Source organism: Aquimarina agarivorans, assembly GCF_000218485.1.
Classification (GTDB): Bacteria; Bacteroidota; Bacteroidia; order Flavobacteriales; family Flavobacteriaceae; genus Aquimarina; species Aquimarina agarivorans.
On record NZ_AFPB01000174.1, the window covers coordinates 122,815 to 144,264 of the forward strand.

General features: G+C 33.2%; 23 protein-coding genes. 7 read left to right on the forward strand and 16 right to left on the reverse strand.

Annotated elements, in window-relative coordinates; genetic code table 11:
* Positions 1–224: 224 nt before the first annotated feature.
* Positions 225–2,159 carry a hypothetical protein gene (locus tag GMC_RS0115710; RefSeq protein ID WP_010523047.1) on the forward strand — a complete coding sequence of 645 codons (1,935 nt, stop codon included), beginning with the start codon at positions 225–227 and terminating at the stop codon, positions 2,157–2,159.
* Here GMC_RS0115710 and GMC_RS0115715 read toward each other — a convergent pair whose 3' ends face one another.
* On the reverse strand, positions 2,160–2,525 hold the full coding sequence (locus GMC_RS0115715; RefSeq protein ID WP_010523048.1) for a VOC family protein: 366 nt from the start codon (positions 2,523–2,525) through the stop codon (positions 2,160–2,162).
* A gap of 321 nt (positions 2,526–2,846) precedes the next feature.
* Here GMC_RS0115715 and GMC_RS0115720 point away from each other — a divergent pair, with 321 nt between their 5' ends.
* From GMC_RS0115720 to GMC_RS0115740, 5 genes are all read left to right on the forward strand, one after another.
* The gene (locus GMC_RS0115720) at positions 2,847–3,971 is read left to right on the forward strand and encodes a Zn-dependent alcohol dehydrogenase (protein ID WP_010523049.1); all 1,125 of its coding nucleotides are present in this window, start codon (positions 2,847–2,849) and stop codon (positions 3,969–3,971) included.
* Between the two features lie 139 nt (positions 3,972–4,110).
* Positions 4,111–4,911, forward strand: coding sequence for an alpha/beta hydrolase (locus tag GMC_RS0115725; RefSeq protein WP_010523050.1), 801 nt, complete (start codon positions 4,111–4,113; stop codon positions 4,909–4,911).
* A 187-nt stretch (positions 4,912–5,098) separates the two neighbouring features.
* Positions 5,099–6,256 (forward strand): cytochrome P450, encoded by a 1,158-nt coding sequence (locus GMC_RS0115730; protein WP_010523051.1) that lies wholly within the window; start codon positions 5,099–5,101, stop codon positions 6,254–6,256.
* Positions 6,257–6,292: 36 nt separating this feature from the next.
* Positions 6,293–6,607, forward strand: coding sequence for a 2Fe-2S iron-sulfur cluster-binding protein (locus GMC_RS0115735; RefSeq protein ID WP_010523052.1), 315 nt, complete (start codon positions 6,293–6,295; stop codon positions 6,605–6,607).
* A gap of 20 nt (positions 6,608–6,627) precedes the next feature.
* On the forward strand, positions 6,628–7,881 hold the full coding sequence (locus tag GMC_RS0115740) for an NAD(P)/FAD-dependent oxidoreductase (protein ID WP_010523053.1): 1,254 nt from the start codon (positions 6,628–6,630) through the stop codon (positions 7,879–7,881).
* Here GMC_RS0115740 and GMC_RS0115745 read toward each other — a convergent pair.
* The 15 genes from GMC_RS0115745 to GMC_RS0115805 form a co-directional block, all read right to left on the reverse strand.
* A complete protein-coding gene (locus tag GMC_RS0115745) occupies positions 7,878–9,044 on the reverse strand; it encodes a TonB-dependent receptor domain-containing protein (protein WP_029489837.1) in 1,167 nt (388 codons plus the stop codon). The two genes, GMC_RS0115740 and GMC_RS0115745, sit on opposite strands and share 4 nt — an antisense overlap.
* A gap of 40 nt (positions 9,045–9,084) precedes the next feature.
* Positions 9,085–9,756, reverse strand: coding sequence for a TonB-dependent receptor (locus GMC_RS0115750; protein ID WP_029489838.1), 672 nt, complete (start codon positions 9,754–9,756; stop codon positions 9,085–9,087).
* 10 nt (positions 9,757–9,766) lie between these two features.
* Positions 9,767–10,504: a hypothetical protein gene (locus tag GMC_RS0115755; protein ID WP_138940657.1), complete on the reverse strand. Its 738-nt coding sequence runs from the start codon at positions 10,502–10,504 to the stop codon at positions 9,767–9,769.
* A gap of 23 nt (positions 10,505–10,527) precedes the next feature.
* Positions 10,528–11,457, reverse strand: coding sequence for a FecR family protein (locus GMC_RS0115760; RefSeq protein WP_010523054.1), 930 nt, complete (start codon positions 11,455–11,457; stop codon positions 10,528–10,530).
* A gap of 11 nt (positions 11,458–11,468) precedes the next feature.
* Positions 11,469–11,609, reverse strand: coding sequence for a hypothetical protein (locus GMC_RS21735; protein WP_157998175.1), 141 nt, complete (start codon positions 11,607–11,609; stop codon positions 11,469–11,471).
* Between the two features lie 5 nt (positions 11,610–11,614).
* Positions 11,615–12,133, reverse strand: coding sequence for an RNA polymerase sigma factor (locus GMC_RS0115765; RefSeq protein WP_040472571.1), 519 nt, complete (start codon positions 12,131–12,133; stop codon positions 11,615–11,617).
* Between the two features lie 384 nt (positions 12,134–12,517).
* Positions 12,518–12,958 carry a Fur family transcriptional regulator gene (locus GMC_RS0115770; protein ID WP_010523056.1) on the reverse strand — a complete coding sequence of 147 codons (441 nt, stop codon included), beginning with the start codon at positions 12,956–12,958 and terminating at the stop codon, positions 12,518–12,520.
* Between the two features lie 3 nt (positions 12,959–12,961).
* On the reverse strand, positions 12,962–15,343 hold the full coding sequence (locus GMC_RS0115775; RefSeq protein ID WP_238528025.1) for a TonB-dependent receptor: 2,382 nt from the start codon (positions 15,341–15,343) through the stop codon (positions 12,962–12,964).
* Positions 15,312–15,878, reverse strand: coding sequence for a hypothetical protein (locus GMC_RS0115780; RefSeq protein WP_010523058.1), 567 nt, complete (start codon positions 15,876–15,878; stop codon positions 15,312–15,314). The genes GMC_RS0115775 and GMC_RS0115780 overlap by 32 nt, the downstream gene beginning before the upstream one ends.
* A gap of 408 nt (positions 15,879–16,286) precedes the next feature.
* Positions 16,287–16,904, reverse strand: a complete 618-nt coding sequence (gene udk / locus GMC_RS0115785) for a uridine kinase (protein WP_010523059.1) — start codon at positions 16,902–16,904, stop codon at positions 16,287–16,289.
* Between the two features lie 147 nt (positions 16,905–17,051).
* On the reverse strand, positions 17,052–18,158 hold the full coding sequence (locus tag GMC_RS0115790; RefSeq protein ID WP_010523060.1) for a hypothetical protein: 1,107 nt from the start codon (positions 18,156–18,158) through the stop codon (positions 17,052–17,054).
* A 2-nt stretch (positions 18,159–18,160) separates the two neighbouring features.
* Positions 18,161–18,358 (reverse strand): hypothetical protein, encoded by a 198-nt coding sequence (locus tag GMC_RS21575; RefSeq protein WP_138940658.1) that lies wholly within the window; start codon positions 18,356–18,358, stop codon positions 18,161–18,163.
* 178 nt (positions 18,359–18,536) lie between these two features.
* Positions 18,537–18,827, reverse strand: a complete 291-nt coding sequence (locus GMC_RS0115795; protein ID WP_010523061.1) for a hypothetical protein — start codon at positions 18,825–18,827, stop codon at positions 18,537–18,539.
* Positions 18,788–19,249, reverse strand: coding sequence for a hypothetical protein (locus GMC_RS0115800; RefSeq protein WP_010523062.1), 462 nt, complete (start codon positions 19,247–19,249; stop codon positions 18,788–18,790). The genes GMC_RS0115795 and GMC_RS0115800 overlap by 40 nt, the downstream gene beginning before the upstream one ends.
* Positions 19,250–19,373: 124 nt before the next feature.
* The gene (locus GMC_RS0115805; RefSeq protein ID WP_010523063.1) at positions 19,374–19,883 is read right to left on the reverse strand and encodes a hypothetical protein; all 510 of its coding nucleotides are present in this window, start codon (positions 19,881–19,883) and stop codon (positions 19,374–19,376) included.
* Positions 19,884–19,982: 99 nt separating this feature from the next.
* On the opposite strand from GMC_RS0115805, the gene GMC_RS0115810 reads away from it, so the two are divergent.
* Positions 19,983–21,260, forward strand: a complete 1,278-nt coding sequence (locus GMC_RS0115810) for an IS1380 family transposase (RefSeq protein WP_010523064.1) — start codon at positions 19,983–19,985, stop codon at positions 21,258–21,260.
* The last annotated feature ends 190 nt before the right edge of the window (positions 21,261–21,450 follow it).

Genomic DNA, 21,450 nt, shown 5'->3' on the forward strand with positions numbered 1-21,450 from the left:
TAAATTGATTATTAGTTGTTTGGGTTAAGTTTCAACATATTTTTACTTAAATGATTTTTAATTTAACACATCACAAAATAGAAAATTATCTAGTATACTCATAATTTAAGTGTATTATTGTTAATAATTTAGTTTGTTTTTTGAGAATAATTGTATTTTTAGGGTAAAAAAGTTAAGTTGCAGGATGGTAAATTTAAGTGTTTGTTATTAAAAAAGAAGGTTGTATGTGGGGAATAAAAAAAGTGATTATTGGTATTTTTTTAGTTTGGAGTAGTGTTACTTTTTCTCAATTGATTGCAGTTGATGTACATTTGGATACAAAGCACCAAATTGATGGTATTTCAACATTTGATCGTAAAAAATTTATTAATATTCACGCCACATTAAGCGATCAAGGTTGGCAGGGCGAAGATGGTAAGTTGGAATACATACTAAACGATTTGGACGTGTATCTGGGTCGGGATAATGGCAGTATGGGGTGGTTTATGAATCAATCTAAGGAGTCGGAGGAGCAACCCGGTTTTGTGGAACCTACTCACATTGTTAATCAAGGTGCTTTTTACCGAGAACAAAGATATGGCGTACAAATGGCGGATAAGCATAAGTATGACTATCGTTTAGACTTAGTGGTAGGTGGGCAGGAACATCCCTTTTGGATTGGCGAAACTACCAAACCCTTTAAAGGGAACCCAGGGTGGGATATCGGAGGTGCCAAAGCATCAGGAGATTTTATGGGGCGGTACCTGAAAAATTTTTATAGGAATACAAATGAGCCTATAATTAAAGGAATGCCACGACCCAAATACATTGAAATTATGAATGAACCCTTGTATGAGTTAGTAACTACAGGGGATCACCAGCCTATTGAAATTTTTAAGTTTCATAATGCTGCCGCAGAAGGGATACGCGCCAATTTCAATGATGTTATGATTGGGGGCTACACCACGGCTTTTCCCGTTTTTGAAGAAAATAATTTTCAGCGCTGGCATAACCGAATGAAGTTATTTTATGACACCAGCGGGGAGCATATGGATTTTATATCGGTACATTTATATGACTTCAACAAGCATCATTACAATAATGGTAAAGCTTTTCATGGGCCAATAAATCATAAAGGGAGCAGGGTAGAAGCTACTTTGGACATGATGGAACACTATAGCTACTTAAAATTTGGAAAGGTTAAACCATTCATGATTTCGGAATACGGTGGCAGGGATCATTCCTTGGAATGGCGCTCTTGGTCAGCCGAGCGTGATTGGCAATTTGTTAAATCCATAAGCCCGCTAATGCTTTCATTTATGCAAAGGCCACAAACCATATTAAAAAGTATTCCGTTTATAGTAACCAAAGCTGAATGGGGAAGAAAAAAAGTACCATATTCCTGGCGATTGTTACGACAAGCTAAAGAAGATGGTAGCAGAAAAGGCAAAAAAGGTGAAAAATGGGTGTTTACTGAGCTGGTAAAATTTTATGAATTATGGTCAGACGTAAACGGTACCAGAGTAAAAACAGAAACATCAAATCTGGATATTTTAGTAGACACTTATGTAGAAGAAAATAGCGCTTATATTATTTTAAGTAATTTAAAAATGCAGGATCAAAACATTGATTTGAATCTATTGGGCATGTCAAACAATATTATAAAGTCTATTACGGCAAAGCATTTGTATGGTGATGAAGATGGTCCAATTTTAGAGCATAACAAATTCAATCCAAAAAAAGATAAGGCTTTTGTATTGGGTGCTGAAGCTACTGCCATACTTAAATATACGTTTGTGAAGCCTATTAAAACAACAAAAACGATAACTGAAACAAAATACCATGCAACCACATATTTGCAAGAAATTGAAAAAGGAAAAGCGATTCATTTTAATTTTGAAAATGTACCCAATGCTACTGAAAGTAAAGCTGTATTACGATTTGGAATAGGCAGGGATCACGGAAAGAGTTTACATCCAACAGTCACCATAAATGGAGTAGCCTTAAAAGTACCCAATAATTACCGAGGCGATGATCAATCCCTACGTGATCGTTTTTTTGGATTACTTGAAGTTGACGTGCCAAAAGGAATACTAAAGCAAAAAAATACGGTAAGTGTTATTTTTCCTGACGCAGGAGGCCATGTCAGTAGTGCAATCCTGCAAGTTTTTAGTCAGTAATTATTTTGGTTCAGTATAGGTAACAAAATCAATTCCAATACCATTTGGGTCTTGTATTGCAAAATGACGTTTGCCCCAATCTTCATCTTTAATTGGGGCATTTTTTTGTTGCAAGCGGGCATACAAGGCATCAACATTATTAACCTCTACGGTTAAATACATTCCTTTACCTGCAAATGCATCATGAAACATAGGATGTTGTGTAGGATGATTAGGAAGCAGAAAACTCAAACTATCCTTTCCGTTAGGAGTTTGTAAGAGCAAATAGAAATCATTTTCAAATTTAATTTTAAAGTCAAGCAATTGAGTGTAAAATGTTTTTGTTTCACTTAGTTTAGTGATTAAAATACCCGCATTTAATCTCATATTTTTAAATTTCGCACTTATTTCAATATACCATTACTTATGCCAACTACCGATACCGTTATTAAAATAGCTTCTAAAAATATTACAAGAGCAAATGCTAATAGCTAATTGCAAAAAATGGATGTTTAAAAAGTAATGACTTTTAGTCATAACCGAAACTATGGTACTTTTAGTCTATAGTGATTCATTTTTAACTTATTACTTTTAAGAATAAAATTGAATGACAATAAAATATAATAATTTATCAATAAAGTTAAATTTTTAGGCGGATACTAGTAGTAAATTGCATAGTAAAACAAAAATTAGTTTAAAAAATAATTGATGATTGCAAAAGCAGCTATAACAGACGGTAAAGGTAAATTTAGCATACAGGAAATTGAGGTAGGTATGCCAAAAGGGGATGAAGTATTGGTGAAAATTCAGGCAGCTGGTTTATGCCATACGGATCATGACTCGTTACATTGGGGGCGACCAGTAATTTTAGGGCATGAAGGAGCAGGTGTGGTTATGGCTGTTGGAGAGTCTGTAAAAAGCGTACAGGTGGGGGATAAAGTAATATTAAACTGGGCTATTCCTTGCGGAAGGTGTTTTCAATGCCAGGAACAAAACCAACATATATGCGAAAATAATTCGCCAGTAGTGGCAGGTGATTCTTTGCCTGATGGCGAAGTGTCTGAAGGTCATGCTGCTTTAGAGCGCTCATTGTATAAAGGTAAAGGAATTGAACGTTCTTTTAATATAGGTACGCTATCAACACATACTGTTGTTAAAGAACAGGCAGTTGTAAAATATGATACTGATATTCCTTTTAGTTCGGCTTCCATTATTGGTTGCGGGGTAATGACAGGGTACGGGTCTGCCGTAAATACCGCAAAAGTAACTCCAGGATCTACCGTGGCTGTGATTGGTAATGGTGGTGTTGGGTTAAATGTTATTCAGGGAGCGCGTATTTCAGGAGCAGCTAAAATTGTGGCTATTGATACCAATCCAACGCGCTTGGAAATGGCAAAACAGTTTGGAGCTACGCATACTATTTTGGCTGATCGAAATGATCAAGGATTAAAAAATGCTACGCAGCAAGTAAAAGAGTTGGTAGGGAATGGAGGAGCTGATTTTGCTTTTGAATGTACCGCAATACCTGCACTCGGAGCCGCACCTTTAGGCATGGTACGTAATGCGGGAACAGCAGTACAAGTAAGTGGCATTGAAGAGGAAGTGACTATTGATATGCAACTATTTGAATGGGATAAAATATACGTTAATCCCCTTTATGGAAAATGTAGACCCCAAATTGATTTTCCAATTTTACTTAATTTGTATAAAAAAGGGGATTTGTTATTAGATGAAATGGTAACTACCATTTATGAGTTTAAAGACTTAGAACAAGCTTTTGAAGACATGCTAGCTGGTAAAAACGCCAAAGGAGTAGTGGTTTTTGAGGACTAGTTTAATTTTTGAATTAAGAATTATGAATTATGAATTATTAATTGATTTGAGATTTGAGATTTGAGATTTTTTTGGAATTCTCCCAAAAAAAATCTCAACCAACAACCAACAACCAACAACCAACAACCAACAACCAACAATGTCTAATTTTAAAACCACTGAAATTTCGGATCCTCGTTTTGAGTCAAATAACTTAAGGCATATTACTGTAAAAAGTAAGCAGCTGACTAACCGAGGGGATATTACGGTGTACGTGCCGCCAGGCGAGCACAAGGATTTACCAATTGTGATACTCATGCATGGTGTTTATGGGAGCCATTGGATATGGTCACAAAAAACAGGAATACATTTAAAAATGCAATCCTGGATTGATAATGGCGAAATAAAACCCATGATTATAGCGATGCCTTCGGACGGTTTATGGGGCGATGGTAGCGCGTATTTACCACACAAGCAATCAAATTTTGAAAAATGGATTGCGCAAGATGTTGTTGATGCTACTATTGAGTTGATTCCCCAAGCAAGTAAATTATCAAAATTATTTATTGCAGGCTTGTCAATGGGTGGTTTTGGTGCCTTACGAATTGGTATTAAGTATCACGAAAAGTTTTCAGGAGTTTCGGGCTTGTCTTCAATTACAGTATTAAACGAAATGAAGTTATTTGTTGAAGAGGATTTATCTTGTTATGATCAGGCTGATGCCGAAAATAATTCGGTATTAGAAACTATTAAAAAATATAAAAATAATTTACCGCCATTCAGGTTTGATTGCGGCTCGGATGATTTGTTGATTGAAGGGAATAGATTATTACACAAACAACTTCAACAGCTCAACATTCAGCATATTTATAAAGAGCACTCAGGAAAACATGAGTGGACGTATTGGGAAATTCATATTAAAGAAACAATTCAGTTTTTTAATAGTATATTCATTAAGTAAAGCTTATAAAATTCTGATAATCAAGTGTTAATATATTTTAATTAATGTAATTAAATTTGATTGAAATTGAAAAAATTATCTTAGTATGACAATAAAGTTTAATTTTTTGACAATATAGTGGATTTTTTAAGCAATGAATCTATCGAACTTTGCATAAGAAATCTATTGAGCGATAAAGGATAAAGAAATGAAAAAAAGTAAACTTAGTGATCCATTTAAAAAAGCCAGATTGGAAAAAGGCTTTGGAGAAATGAATGATCAGAATGACCCAGTGACGATGCTTTTGCGCCTTAAAGATGTGCGTAAAGGAGCTCATAACTGGAAAACATTTCAATCAGGCGCTACCCCTGGTCGTATTGTAGTTCCTTCGGAAGTTGCTATTCGTTCAATTAGGCAAATACCTTTTGAGGTTGATCCGCCCGAACATAAAAGCTATCGTGATTTAGTTGAACCTTGGTTTAAACGGCCCTTGGAAGAAGCATACATGCAACAACTTAACAAACAAATTAGTGCTATTGTTGATGAAGTGTTAGCCATGGATAGTGTAGAGGTAGTTTCTGATTTTTCATTACGCTTGCAGTCAAGGGCTTTAACCCTATTGTTAAATACCCCTTATGAGGAAGCTGAAACTTGGATAAGTTGGGGTACCCATGTGTTTAGGAGCGAAGGCGAAGCGCTTGATGGGGATAAAGCGAATATTTTATATGATTATATTGACACCCAAATTGAAAAGGCAATTAAAGCGCCTGGTGATGATTTATATTCCATGTTATTGGCTTCTGAAGTAAACGGAAAAAAATTAACTAAAGAGGAAATCAAAGGAGTAATGATACTCACTTTTGCAGGAGGTAGGGATACTGTGATTAATGCCGTAACCAATTCAATAGCCTATTTTGCTGAGCATCCTGAGTCTTTACAACGTATAAAAAACGAACCCGAAATTACTAGTAAAGCAGTAGAGGAATTAATTCGGTATTTTGCTCCACTCACCCATATGGGTCGTGTAGCTACTAAGGATACTCAAGTATGTGAGCATGCCATTAAAGCAGATTCGCGTATTTCATTATGTTGGGCATCAGCCAACCGAGATGCTTCAGTTTTTGAAAACCCAAATGATATTGTATTGGACCGTAAGTTAAATCCACACGTAAGTTTTGGTTTTGGAACACATAATTGCTTAGGGGCAACACATGCGCGTCAACTAATGAGGATTTTAGTGGAAACCCTAGCAAATAAAGTAAAGTCAATTGATATCATTGATTTTAAAGAAAATATTGAAAATCTAGACCAATTTGAACGTAAAGTAGGCTACGATGCCATTAATGTTACATTCAACGGATATTAAAATAAATAGCCTTAATTAAGGACAAAAAATATACTTATGGCAAAAATAACTTTTATAACCACGGATAAGGAGGCAATCACCTTAGAAGCATCAAGCGGTTCGGTAATGCAATTAGCGGTTGATAATGATGTGCCAGGAATTGATGGCGATTGTGGCGGAGTGTGTTCATGCGCCACTTGCCATGTGCATGTAAAGCCCGAGCATATGGAAAAAACTGGCGAGGCAAGCGAAATAGAAAATGACATGCTTGAGTTGGATGATAATGTGAATGAATACAGTCGTTTATGTTGTCAGTTAGAGGTAAGTGATGCCCTTGATGGCTTGGAACTTCAGGTAGCAGAAAGAGATTAATTACTATATTTTATAAATAAATGTCTCAAAATTTTTCAAAAGATCAAATTTGTATTGTTATTGGTGCTAGCCATGCGGGTGTAAATTTTGCTTTTTCTTTACGAAAGGAAGGCTGGGAAGGGAGAATCATTCTTTTTGATAAAGATCCTGTATTTCCGTATCATCGTCCACCACTTTCAAAGGCATATTTAACAAGTAATGATGCTATTGAAAAAAACCTGCTAAAATCAGCTGAAAGTTATGAAAAGGCAGGGATTGAGTTGCAATTAGGAATTACAGTAAGCAATATTCATGAGCACGATAAATGCATTACGTTAACTAATGGAACATCATATAAATATGATCAGTTAGTAATGGCAGTGGGTGCCCGTCCAATTATACCACCAATAAATGGATTGGACACTGCTAACAATGTTTTTGCTTTACGTACGGCTACAGATGTTGAAAAAATAAAACAATCCTTAACCCAAAGTACCCAAAAAAGAGTGGTGGTCATTGGTGGAGGTTACATTGGGCTAGAAACAGCAGCATCACTAAAAAAGTTAGGTGCTACAGTAACTGTTCTTGAACGGGAAGCACGCATTTTAGCACGAGTAACAGCACCTGAAATGTCTGATTTTTTTGAAAAATTACATGGGGATAACGAGGTTAGTGTATTAACAAATAAAAACGTTATTGAGGTCGCTCACCATAAAAACATTAATGAGGTTGTATGTGCTGATGGTGCTCGTTACAGTGCCGATATTATCATTGTTGGGGTTGGAATTCACGTAAATTTGGAATTGGCAAAACAAGCTAATTTAGAAATTGAAAACGGAATTAAAGTGGACGAAACAGCAAAAGCAAAGGAGGCTATCTATGCCATTGGCGACTGTACTTTTCATTACAATCCTCATTATGGTCGTTTTATTAGGTTGGAGTCTGTTCAGAATGCAGTAGATCAGTCTAAAACTGCTGCCGCTGCTATTTGTGGTAAGCATCCAGTTTATAATAGTATACCTTGGTTTTGGTCCGATCAGTATGATGTTAAATTGCAAATGGTTGGTTTGTCTACCGGATACAATAAAGTGTTGGTTAGGAAAGAGATTGGTGAAACAACAAAGTTTTCAATTTGGTATTTTAAAGATCAAGAGTTATTAGCTGTTGATGCGGTAAATAATGCCAAAGCGTATGTTTTAGGAACAAAGTTTATTAAAAACAGAAACCTAATTGATCAAGAAAAACTTGTGAATCCTAATGCTGAATTTAAGGCACTTAATTTAGTGCAGTCCTAAAAGTTAATCCTAAATACTAAATCTGGGGTAAATCGTAAGGATTCAATACTTAAATTTTGTATGCTTACATCTTCGACGTTATCTTGATCAGTTTCGAATTGAAACTTTTGACCAATCTTATTCCTTCGATTATAAATATTTCTTAATGAAAGTCCAATAAGTGAGCTTACTTTTTTTTCAGCATCAAAATAAAAACGATAGGTGGCGGAGGCATCCAAACGATGGTAATTTTTAAATCTTTCAGAATTTAAGCCATTTTTGTTAATGGCACTGAAAAAAAAGTCGTCATCATTAAGGTTAATATCTTCTAATATTGAAAAGGGACGGCCAGTAGCCCAATTCCACCCCAGGGATAATTCTAGTTTTTTTATTTTTAAAGTTTGCGAGATATTGAGTACATGCGTTTGATCAAAACTATTTGGGAATTTTCTTTTTTGAATTACAGGGAGTGACACCAATGTTTTACTCCAAGTGTATCCCAACCATATTCTATAGTTTTGTACTCGTTTTTTTAATAAAAAATCAACTCCCCAACGTTTTTCCTTTGAATTGATGAACAGCTCATCGGAGGAACTTGTGGCCAGTAAAGCCAAAATATTTCGGGTAAATGAGGTGTCTTTTATAGATTTATAATAACCTTCAACGTCAAAGTGCCATCCTTTTTTGGAATATAAAAGGCCTAAGGTAAACTGTTGGCTTCTTATAATTTGCAATTCCTCTAATTCGTTATCTGAAGTTCCTGAGATCACCCAAAAATTATCACTATTGGGAAGCCCTAAAAATTCTCCTGAAAAATTGATTTGGCTCTCAAAAGTGTTCAATTGAACAATTTGCTGGTTTTTTAATTCAAATGATGATGTAAGGCGTAAATTTTTAATAAGTTTAATTGATGAGAACATCCTGGGTTCAAAAAAAAACTTTTCAATGCTATTGCTTAATAAGCTGTTTCTTAATCCAAATCGTAAAAAGGTGTTTTTGGTGTCGTAAAGATATTCACTGTAAAGAGTGTGACTGGTGCCTTTTCCTCCCAAAGTATCATCATCATCGATATTGTCTTCTTCAAAATTAGCGCTAGCTTGGGATAATAAATCAGTGGAGGTGGAGTTGTAAACGAATTGATAACCCAAATTAAGCGAATGGTTTTTTTTGAGTTTAATTTGCAATCCGTAATTTAAACCAGTATCTAAAACGCTATTTTTTAAATCATTTATAAAAAAAAGCTTCGGTTTGATTTCTAACTGCTTGTAAATTATATTTAAGCAAGTATTGCGAGGTATAAACGCTTATTTTTTGAAATACAGAGGGCGTATACTTTTTTTTCCAATTAACACTGGCCCCTAGGCTTTGGTTTTCAAAATTGTCTCTGGTAAAAAATGAACCTTGTTCGTTAAATTGATTGCCGTTAAAATTGTTTAAATTATTTTCAGTATAAATTGAATTTAAGGTTAACGTATTTTGAGAATTTGGTTTCCATAAAAATTTAAAATTTACATCTACAAAGTTGATAATGCTTTCTTCACCGTCAAGTTCAGCTCCGCTATCCTCAATGTCTGCCCGGGTATTTTGAAACACTTTTTTTACAAAGTTTCTGGTTACAATATTATCATTTATATCAGTTAAAGATCTTCGTCCTGCAATTAAAAAACCAGCTTTTGAAGACAAAGGAATTTTTGCATTAAAATCAGCATGCGTTAGGTTGAGGCCGCCGCCGATTTTGATACGATCAGTTAAATCATCATCAGTATTTATAATTACTGCCCCTGAAATTCTGTCGCCATATTCAACGCTTGTTCCACCTCTAAATATTTCAACATCTTTTATGATATAAGGGTTAAATGATGATATTTGATCAAAAAAGTGACCCGTATTATACATTTTGATGCCATCAAATAAAATAAGATTTTGATCTGGTGTACCCCCCCCTGATATATAGGTTGGCAGGATCTTCAGTTGGACTAGATATCCCTGGGAGTAGTTGTGCACTTTGTAACACATCGGGTTCCACCAAACCAGGAAGAATTCTTAACCCTTTAGTTGAAATGTGTACGGAGGCGTCTTTATTTTTGTAAATTCCTTTTGTTAAATATTCCTTTACAACAACATTACTTAGGTTTTCTGCTTTTGGCTGTAAATAAATGGTATCACATGTTTTGTTCAGAAATTTTTGTGGATCTATTACTTTGGTTTTATAGCCAATGTAACTGATTTTAATTTGGTCTTGTAGCGTAGTGTCTACATAAAACACCCCTTTTTTGTTTGAAATAGTGACCATTTTATCATTTTTTAAAATGACGGCTTCAGGGAGTTCAAATTGGGATTGCTCATCTACTAAAATACCGCAATAAGTATAAGCAGCTGTATTTTTAATGAGTATGTAATTTGAGGCAACTTTTTCTAATTTATATTTAGTTTGTTGTTCAATGAGTGATGCAATTTCCTCAATTGATAATTCCTCACTTTTCTTATTAATTTTTAGCACAATGCCATTAACGAGCTCTGCATCATAGGAAAATTGAAGCTGCTGTTTTTCTTCAAAATAATTGAATATAGTTTGTAGATCAATAGTATTTTTATTGTTTTGGGCCTGGAATAAGCTGTATAAACAAAAAAATACAAAGCTCAAAAAAGTTTTTAAAAAATCGTGCTTCACTCCTTAAGGATAATTTCATCTGGTTTTACAAATGTATACTTAATATTTAAAGGTTGAAAACATGTTTTAATAGCACTTTGTAAATCTTTATGCGTAAAAAAACCAGTAAAAAAACGTTGCGTGTCAATTTGATTGCTTTTAATTGTGATAGCGTATTGTCTTTCCAACTCATTAATAACACGAGCTATTGGAGCGTTGGTAAAAGCGCTAAAGTCTTGTTTCCAGTCAGGAGTATTTCTTTTTACATCAAAGGCGGCCAAATTGTTATCCGTAGTTAATCTAACGGCATTTCCTTTAGTCAAAATAACAGTTTTACCACTGGGATTACTTACCCTTACTTTACCTTCATAACATATTACCTCAAAATTATTTTGACGCGCTAAAACATCAAATTTGGTTCCTAGTACGGTTATTGAGCCTTTATTCGTTTTAACGGTAAATGATTGCCCCTTTGCTACCTCAAAAAATGCTTGGCCTGTTAGGTCAAGTTCTCTTTTATTTAAAAAAGATTTTTTGTCATATTCAATAGCACTTATAGCATTAAGAGTTACTACAGATTGATCGGGTAGTTGATGTACTACTTTTTCAGCTGCAACGGTTTGCACCGATACTGTTGAATTTAAAGAGAATATTAAGCCTATAGCAGCTATTAAAAGTACGGAAGCAGCCGCAATATATTTCCATGGAAATAGTTTAACTACTTTGGTTTTTTTAGTATTATAGTGCTTGTTGTAAGCTAATTGTTTTTCAAACTCAGTATCAATATTAAATGAATAATTTGGTTTACGGAGCTTTTCAGCACCTCTAATGATTTCATTAAATGCCAGGAAGTCATCGGAACTTTCAAAGTTTCTTTTCTCCTCATCGGACAACTCACCTTCCAGCCAGCGAGCTAAAAAATCAGTTTCGTTATTTTGTTGTGACATAATTTTTCTATTTAACTGGATTTGCTATTAGAAACTACTAATGATTTATAATTTTCTGAATTCAGAAAAGAGCGTTCTTCCTCTGAAGTCAATTGTCTATTGATCCATTTGTTTAAAAATTCATGGTGATCATTTAAGTACAATGCATTCATAACTTTTAAATGTTAGGGATTTTTTTTCTAATATTGATTAAGGCTTGCTGCATTCTTTTTTCAACAGCTTTAACTGTTATATTTTGTATTTCAGCAATTTCCTTGTATTTTTTTTTCTCTATTCTACTTAGCAGAAATACTTCGCGTTGTCCTTCTTTAAGGCTGTTTATGGCTAAAGTAAGGCGATTCATAAATTCGTCTTCTTCCATTTGGAAATGTGGCGATTCATAATCAAGATTTGATTCAGTATTTGTTTTTTGATAGGTTAATACTACTTTTTGGTGCCTTAAATCATTGATGCTATTATTGTTTGCAACTTTGTATAAAAAACTTTTAACACTATTATAAGATACTTTTTTGCAGTTCACCCAAAGTTGAGCAAAGCTGTCCTGAACTACATCTTTTGCTTTTTCGCTATCACCATATTTGTAAAACAAATGATTAAATATTTTGTCAGCATATGTTTTATATAATTGTTCGTAAATTTTTTCTTCGCATATACTAATATTGGGTTCGGTCATCATTCTATTTAATATTAAGGTCTTTTTATGATGTAAAAAATAACTAATGTGTTAATTGATGTCATTTTTTACAGGTAAAATTGCAAATAATATAATTATCCAAGAGTATTAATTATACCATACTGATGAGTACTCTATTTCCAATTTAAAATTAGGTATTCAAAATGACTCTTTTTCAAGTAATTAGTTGGTTAAACTGATGTTCATGAAAACTACTATATAACTAATACGCTTGAGCTTTAAAATACCCTAACTTTTTTTTAAAAAAAAATCACTTTTTGTTTTTGATTATTTCTTTGAGGAAAAATTTATTGTAAAATTAAAGTTAACTAACATAGGATTTATAATGGTGTCGTATACTGTTTCCGACATTGAATTATCCCATTCTTAGTTTTGTTGATTTCCTTTAGAGGTACACAAATTACAAATGCCAGTAAGCTGAATTTGCATAGTGTCAATAGTAAAATTAGGGAGTGTCACAGAAATTTTATCATATAAATATTGACAGGAAACATGGTTGCATACTGTACATTTAAAATGCACATGGTTGTGCGAATGTGTTTGATCTTTTGTGTCATTTTCGTATAAGGCATAGTACGTTTCTTCTTTATTAATTAACGCCTTATGTATGATCTCTTTTTTTAATAAGGTTTGTATGGTGCGGTACAATGTAATCCGATCAGAATCTTTAAAGTGCTCTTGTATTTTAGTGTAGGGTATGGCCGTTTTAAATGTTTTAATAATTTCAATGAGTTTAATACGGGTAGTAGTTGCCTTTAAATGATGTTTGTTCAAAAGTTCTTTAGCAAAGTCCGAATATGCCCCCATGATTTAAAAATTTAAACGTATTCCTAATGTTGCATTGATTCCTTGAGCAATAACAAAATAGCGTTGTCTATCCAAGTAATCTCTATATGAGGTATTTAAGATATTTGTCACACCACCAGTTATTCTAAGTCTTGTTTTATTAAATTGAATATCAGTTGAGCTTTGCAAGCTTAAGAAATTATAGGCCTCTGGTGGAGCTATAGCAAAACTTTTCCTTTCGTTATTTTCAAAAAAGATATATTCTTCATCATCGGTAGTTGATTCACTCACATATTCATTTTTTATTGTAATTTTCCAATTTTCCAATTTTTTTGAACCTATAAATGGGATTGCTTTAGGATATTCATAGGTAACACTTCCTGTAAAGGTATTTGTAGGGGTGTAAATTAAAGTATTATCTTCCGTTATATTTTTTGCATCGATTAAGCTGGCAGTAGCCCTTATTTGTAATGATGGTGTAACTTGATAAGTTCCTAAAAGATCTAGACCAGCAATTTGAGCGTTAGCTTGTTCATAGTTAAAAACTAAAAAAGCACCTCGAGCGATTCTTCGTATTTCACCCCGAGGATTCAAAAAAATATAATTTTCAAATTTTTGAAAGTATCCATGAGCTTCAAATGAAAACTTTTCTTTAATATCTCCTGTAATGCCTAGGGTTGTTTTAAGTGCTTTTTCATTTTTTAAATTTGGATCACCAAATTCAAGAGCCGCAACACCTTGATGTAGGCCAGAGCTATACAATTCATTAATTGCAGGATTACGTGTTGCATAACCTAAATTATAGGAAATTGAAAGGTGGGGATTAATTGCAAAATTCCATCCCGCTGAAGTGCTAATATTATGAAATGAATTATCAAAGCGTTCCACACGGATAGGAAGGTCTCGAGTAATGGTAGCTACATGTTGATTTGTATGATCATAACGTGCTCCAAATTCAAATATTGATTTTTTGTAGGATTTTGTTAGGGTGGTAAACACTCCTGTTTGATGTGAGGTGTAATCCGGTATCAAAGGCAAAACACCTGTACCAGCCTGATTGGCATTGTCAATAAAGTTGTACTGAATTCCAGATTTTAAATTTAAACCTGAAGAAAATCGTTTAAAGTACGTTCCTCCAATATACATAGTGTATTGATCTAAACTTAAGGAGGGTCGGTTAGAACGACCACCGCGCCTTCTATCAAATTCTTTTCTTTGATTTAATTGCCCCGCAAAATCAACAGCTACCCATTGCGAAAAGTCAATCGAATATTTTGAATGGAACTTTGCTAAATGATGATTTACCTTTTGTTTGGGAGGCTCAATATCAAAGCTACCACTGCCAGTAATAAAGGGTTTTCCTCGCTCATCAATCTCTTTTAGGTTGAGCGCACTGCCAATTTGAGAAGCACTTATGATGCCAAGTGTAGTGTTATAAGTGCTAAAATAGAAATCGGTTTTTAATTTTTTTGAAAATTCTTTTTCTAGTTGAAGGGCTAAATTTGCTTCCTGTACCCCTGAATTGATTAGGTTGTAACTTGGTGTGCTCATATCACCGCTACGTCTGTAAGTACCATTAACTTTCCAACCAATACTGGAAGGATATTGATGTAGTTGTAAATTTATACCATTGCTTAGTCCATTACTTTCAAAAAAGTAATTTGTTTTTCCGTGTAAATGCGGTTCTTTTTCTATTTTTTCGGGCTCAACTAAAATGGTAGCTCCCAAAGGAGCGCCAAGATATTCTAGTCCAGCGGTTCCTTTAATGACACTTATTTTATTGGCTACTAAAGGGTCAATTTCAGGGCTATGATCAATTCCCCATTGCTGTCCACTTTGAGGAATTCCATTATTTATAATGCTAATTCTGTTTCCAAAAAGTCCATTTATGATAGGCTTACCAATACTGTTACCAGTTTTAATGGTGCTTACTCCAACAATGGATTCTGTAATATTTGCTAAATTTTTACCAGCATTGTCACTAATGAAACGTTCGTTTATAGTTTCAACATGTTGTGTGGTTTTTGGTCCAGAAAATGAAGATAATACTACATTGTTCAGGTCATGAACAGAATGTGTTAACTTAAGCTTTAAATCAACATCTTTTTCTTCAATTTTAACAAATATTTTTTTGGATTCGCAGCCAATGTGACTTAATGTAATATGATAGTCACCGGGGCATAAGTTTGTTAATTTAAAGTGACCAAAACTATCACTTACCGTCCCTTTTTTAGTTTCGCTAACAAATACATTAGTATAAGGAATAGGTTCGCCTGTACCTACATCACTGATATGACCAGTTAATGTAAGGGTACAGTTTTGCGAAAATCCTATAATGGGTACTACAATAAATAATAATGCAATAAGTTTTAATTTATTCAACAACATCAACGTCAAAAGTTGCATCTAATTCATTTACACCACCTGCATTTGCAATATTTCCTTCAGCAACTCCTTCAGCACTTTTGTTAGGTTCGTGTCTTAAAAAAATTGTAATTGTTCCTTTTCCAGCAGCTCCAGTCTTAAGTTCTGTTTCCAAACCTATAGGGTTTCCTTCACCGTCTTTGTCAGTGTAAGTAACACTCAAACCACTAATGTTAGTGCTATAGAACAATTGGTGTTCTTCGTCTTCTTCTTCAATTTCCTCAGTAACATCTTCTGTTTCTCCATTTTGAACGTTTGAAAGTTCTAATTTAGCTGAGTAAGTAGTATTTGCTTTAAGTGTGCCGCCTACAGCTACTGCTTCTGCAGGACCTTCTCCATCAGCATCTACCCATGTGAAAGTTACAGGATCTGCTCCATCAGCAGTTAAGGTGAAGTTTACATTAGTGATCACTTCTTCTTCATTTTCAATCACTGGATCATTATCATCATCATCACTACAAGAATTGAATGAAATGGCTAATCCACATAGGGCTAATAAAATCGATTTTGTTTTCATAAGTAATAGAATTAATTTTTATTTGTTGTAAAAGTACTTGTTTGTTGCAACAGTGTTGCATTTAAAATTATATTTTTTAAAAAATTATGAATATGTTATTTTAAATCGTTAAATTTAAAGTTAAATTAATTTTTTTAAGCTTTATTTAATGAATTAATTAATGAAAATTTGTTTATAACTTTATCTAAATTTTTCAAAAAAATATAACGCAATAATTATCGATTTATGGTGTTTTTTGCGGATATTCTTTCTTGTCAAAAGTACGCTTGTCTACTATAAATAATTGATAAGTAGTTTCTTATGAAATTTTGTGAGTAATGGTTTTTATTTTTTTAGGCAAACTACCTTTTTTTTAGAGGAATGTTGAAATAGCCTTACGGTAACTATACTATCGTTGAGTTTTATTTTTTATTTGTTTTTAATGTATTGATTTTCAATTAGTTTTAAAACATGTGTTATTGGAGTTTCAAAACTTTTTGTGCCATCAATAATATAATCTACCTTGTTTTTAAGGGGTTCAATGTATTGACGGTGCATTGGGTGGATGTTAGTTTCAAACTGATATAACACGCTTTCCGCTGTGCGTCCTCTTTCTGCAACATCTCTTTTTAAGCGTCTTTGTTGTCGTACATCCTCAGGAGCAGCTACAAAAATGGTGTAGTTGCACAGTTGTTTGATATTTTGCATTGATAATACCAAAATACCTTCAATAATAAGAATTGGTCGTGGTGCTGTAGTAGTTGTTTTTACCAAACGATCATGAGTTTGAAAACTATATGTAGGTTTTTCAATGGGCTGACCAATTTTTAGGGTATGAATATGTTTTTCTAATAAATCAAAGTCCAGGGAATCTGGATGATCAAAATTAATTTGATCTTTGTCTTTATAGGACAGTCCTGTTAAGGGTTTGTAATAATCATCTTGCGACAAAAAGTTTATTTGGCTGCCATTAACATGTTGCTTTAACTGATTTACAAACGATGTTTTGCCACTTGCCGTACCGCCAGTGATGCCAATAATATACATACGGAAATTTTAATTGCAAAAATACTATGGTTGGGGGTATAACATAGTCTATTTAATGAAAAATTAATCACGGGGGGTAATTTCATGCAGCTTTGTAAGGATTGATATGTTACGGATATACCTAGTTTTCTGGCATGGTGGATCTGTTTATTCGTAGTATTCGATGGTTCTTTTAATATAATAGTGCACGTTGTCCTTATACAGGCCAGAGGTTACTAATTTTCTAATTTCGCAAATGGTCCAGTTACCGTGAGCATCTGGTTTGGTATAGGTGTAACTAAAGTTTCCTTTGTTAGTGCCTATATGTGTACGCCTGCCTTGTTGGTCAAACATTTCACCAGCAATAATATTTTCATTAGTATCGCGGTAATAGGCTTCTTTTAAAGAATTATCAGGGTAATATTTATACGTATTGTAACTACTTTTGCCGTGGGCGCTGGTACTGGTCACTTTTATTTTATTGCCTCGGTTATCATATTCATAGGTTATTTTATCACCAGCAGTATATTTATTGCGGTCTGGTCCAAAAGATTGTAAAGATTTACCATAATTACTTTCCGAAACTTCACCATTAGATTCTAATGCTAATACTTCCCCTTTACTGTTTAAAAATTGCTTAGAAATAAGTAATGTGTCTTTATATGTGTTTTTAAACTGATAGTTGCTTTCTAATATTTCTAATACTTCAAATTCAGTTTTAGGTTTGTATTCGTAATAATTTTGAATTACTTTTTTGCAATTATTAAATTGATCGTATTTGAAAAAATATTCACCATCAATATGCGTACCTACAACAGCTTCTAAATAGAATATTAGCTTAGTAATATTCCCATCCTCGTCATATTCAATAGATTCTTCTAATTGGTCATTAGGAAAACTGTCATTGTCTTCTATTTTGGATAAATATTTAGATTTCTTTTTTAAAATGGTGTCATTGGTATATTCGTATACATCTTTGTACCACATTTCTACCCTATAGTCATGTTTAATTAAAAAACCTCTTTCATTAAAATTTAAACCAAAAGCACTACCTAGTTCACGCTCTTTTGGGTTTTTAGCAATGTCTAGAAATTCCATTTTTCCATTCTCCCCAATAATTGTTGGATAATAATTTTCTAAAACTTTCTTTACTTTTTCCTTTAATGAATATTTTTTCCAATCTGTACTATTTTTTTTAGAAACCTCTTGACTTTGAAAGCTTACGATTGAAAAGTAATATATTAATATGGCTACATATTTGAATAGTTTAAGCATAGTTATCTTATTTGTTCCTTTGAATAGTTTTCAATGAGTATATTTGTTATGGGAACAAAACCACTGACAGGGAAATTGTCCAATGCAAAACTTGTTACTGAAGTAATTACGCCACCGATGAGTCGAATAGTGTCCGGGATTTCGTTAAAATATTCGTTATTAATATGTGAAATTAACTTATTAATGGGGAATTGTTTCAATCTATTTTCTCCTAAATTTTAAAATCGGTCAAACTATTCCAGCAATGTATAACAAAGCATAGGTTTATGAAAAATGATTTAAAAAAACCTGTGAAGTCAGTTTCACAGGTTTAAATTAAATCTACCATATTCATAAATTTACTTTCGAAAAATTCATGCTTTCAATCAGTGGGTATAATTATTTGCATTCTGAAAAAGTAATTATATGTTTAGCTAAATCTCTCCATACAGGATTGGTATAATTTTCGATAACTTTTTTACAGCTTGTCCACAAGGGTATAAATTGCTTATCATAATCTTTTTTCTTTAAACGGAATGCAGGTTTATCATCTTTAGCAATGTAGTATGACTTGGCAATTCCACCAGCAAGTTTTAAAGAACCTACACCAATAGACATAGTTTCTTTTGCATACGGATCGTGATAAACTTTTACATGCTTACTAAAACCTGGATTGAGTAGTTGTACCAAAAGTTTTCTTTTTTCTTTTTTATAAGTACATCGGCTAATTCAAAATAGACGTAGCCTTTGTTTAAAAAATCTTGGTTTAGTTTTTCATCATTCCATTTTTGAGTATCTGTAAGGAAATTAGTAAGCTTACTTAATTTATCAAAACCGCTTGGAGGTAAATACATAAATTTGACTTGTTCAGGTTTCAGTTTGTGTTTCTTTTTACTACCGTCTTGAATTTTAATGTATTCTATCAATCCTTTCTTTCGATCAATATCTTTTATTATTCCTTCAATTTCAGAACCGTCAGCTAATGTAATGTAACTTGTTTTTTTATGAGAAAAAGTAAATGATGGCGACAAAAAATCTTGAGCACTTAATTGAAAGCAAATAAGTAAGATAATTGATATAATACAATTTGTTTTTTTTGAATTTGTTATCATTGGTTTTTAATTTTATAGGTTAAATAAATTTACAATTTTTTTGTAAAACATTGTATTTTAATGAGATACATTAATCCTAAGTTGCTTAATTATAATAACAAATAGAACCCCGAATTTATTTTTGTTATTCACACAAGTCTAATACAAAATTTCCGTTGATGATACTTCCTTCAACTCCTTCAGCAGTAACATTGCCCTTTAGTTGATTGGTTTCAGAATCTAATTCGGTTATATTTAAAGTACCACATGATAATTCAACAGATGTTTCTTCAGCAATTCTATTAAAACTCAATTGAGAAGCAAGTGCATCACTGTTAGTGACATCCAAATCCGTATAAGTTATGGTTTGTATTTCTAATGTGGGTAATGAAAAGATAATAGCATCGTTTGTTCCTTCAAATTCAGGAAAAGCGCAACTACCTCCAGTTTGTTCTTTTATATGTATACGACAAAAGTATTTGTCGGTACTATTTACTTGTTGCGAACGGTAGGTACCTCCTTGTACTGTAAACGCAGCACCCCTAAAGTTTCCTTGAGCTACTTGGTCAATAAGTGCTGGTGCATTGCAGTTGGCATTGCCTCCTCCATTGTCATCTGAATCATCCGATCCGCATGAAATACCTAGTATCCGCATCAAAAAAAGTTAAATAATCGGCAAGCCTTGTAAAATAACGATCACAAAGCTTTGCCGATTAAAATATTTTCACCTATTTAGGTGAAAACATCGTTGCGGATGAAAATTACGTATTCTAGTGAAACTATTAATTCATTTGGCGGAATAAATTTTGCTGATCATATTGTTAGTAAAAGTTCTATCTATCAGTTAATTGACCAAAAACTTGGTTCGAGGAGTTCAAAATCGACTTATTGTTATTCTGATTTAATACGTTCTTATTTTCTATTGACCCTCTGTGGAGGAGAATGTGCCGAAGATATTACAGAACATTTTCGCAGAGAATTAGAACAAGTAAAAGATTTTTCGGTTTGTTCAGCAGATACGCTATTGCGAATGCAAAAAGAATTAGAGACCACCAAACAAACCTATATTTCCTCAACTGCAGTTCAACACGATTTCAATATCATTATGAAGTTAAATGAACTGATGATTGAACTTTTAATTCACTGCAAACAACGTTCCCCTAAAAATCAATACTATATTTTTGATTACGACAATCAATTTATACCCACATCTACATACGATTCAAAACGCAGTTACAAAAAAGTCTATGGATACTTTCCAGGAAGTGCCACCATTGGGAAGAACCCTGTTTATATTGAGAACAGAAATGGAAATAGTAATGTCAAATACAAGCAAGACCAAACCCTTCAACGCGCCTACAATACTCTTAAAAAATTTGGAATAAAACCCAAATATAGCCGTATGGATTGTGGCTCATTTGTTAAAACCGTTATTCCTGTAGTTGAAGCTAATAGTGAGTATTTCTTTATTCGAGTGCAGCGTTGCACCAGTCTTTACGGCACTATAAAAGAAATAACCCAATGGCAGGATGTTGAAATTGGCTTCAAGAACTATCAAATTGCATCAATACAATACGCCCCTTTCGGAGAAAAAAAGACCTACAGATATGTTATAAGTAGAGAAAAAAAAGCAACTACACAAGGCGATTTATTCACTGGAGATGATTTTAAATACAGAGCTATAATGACCAATGAAACCGAAATGACGGATTTTGAGGTTATTGAGTTTTATAATGCTCGCGGAGAAAGTGAACGTGTATTTGACCGGGTGAACAATGATTTTCATTGGAAGAAAATGCCCTTCTCTTTTTGGGAACAAAACACCGTCTTTTTGATACTAACGGCAATATGCAGAAATATGTTTCAATTTTTGACAGACTACATTAGTAAAAAAGTAGATTTTATTAAGCCCAACTTCCGATTAAAAAAGGTTATCTATCGTTTTATGGTTGTACCATCAAAATGGATAAAACGCGCAAGGCAAGAGGTCTTAAAACTATTTACTAATAAACAATATCACCTCTTATTGTAATGAAAAACTTAATTCACAAGAACAATCTTGGGATAACTACGCTTTATTCAATTATTTAAATAACTAAAAATGAGATTGTTGAAAAATAAAAAAATAGATAGCTATTATTTTGCTTACGGAATTCCTAAAATAAGAATTGACAAATGTTTTTATTTACCAAAATAAAATAACCCTTAAAAATCTCGCTTGT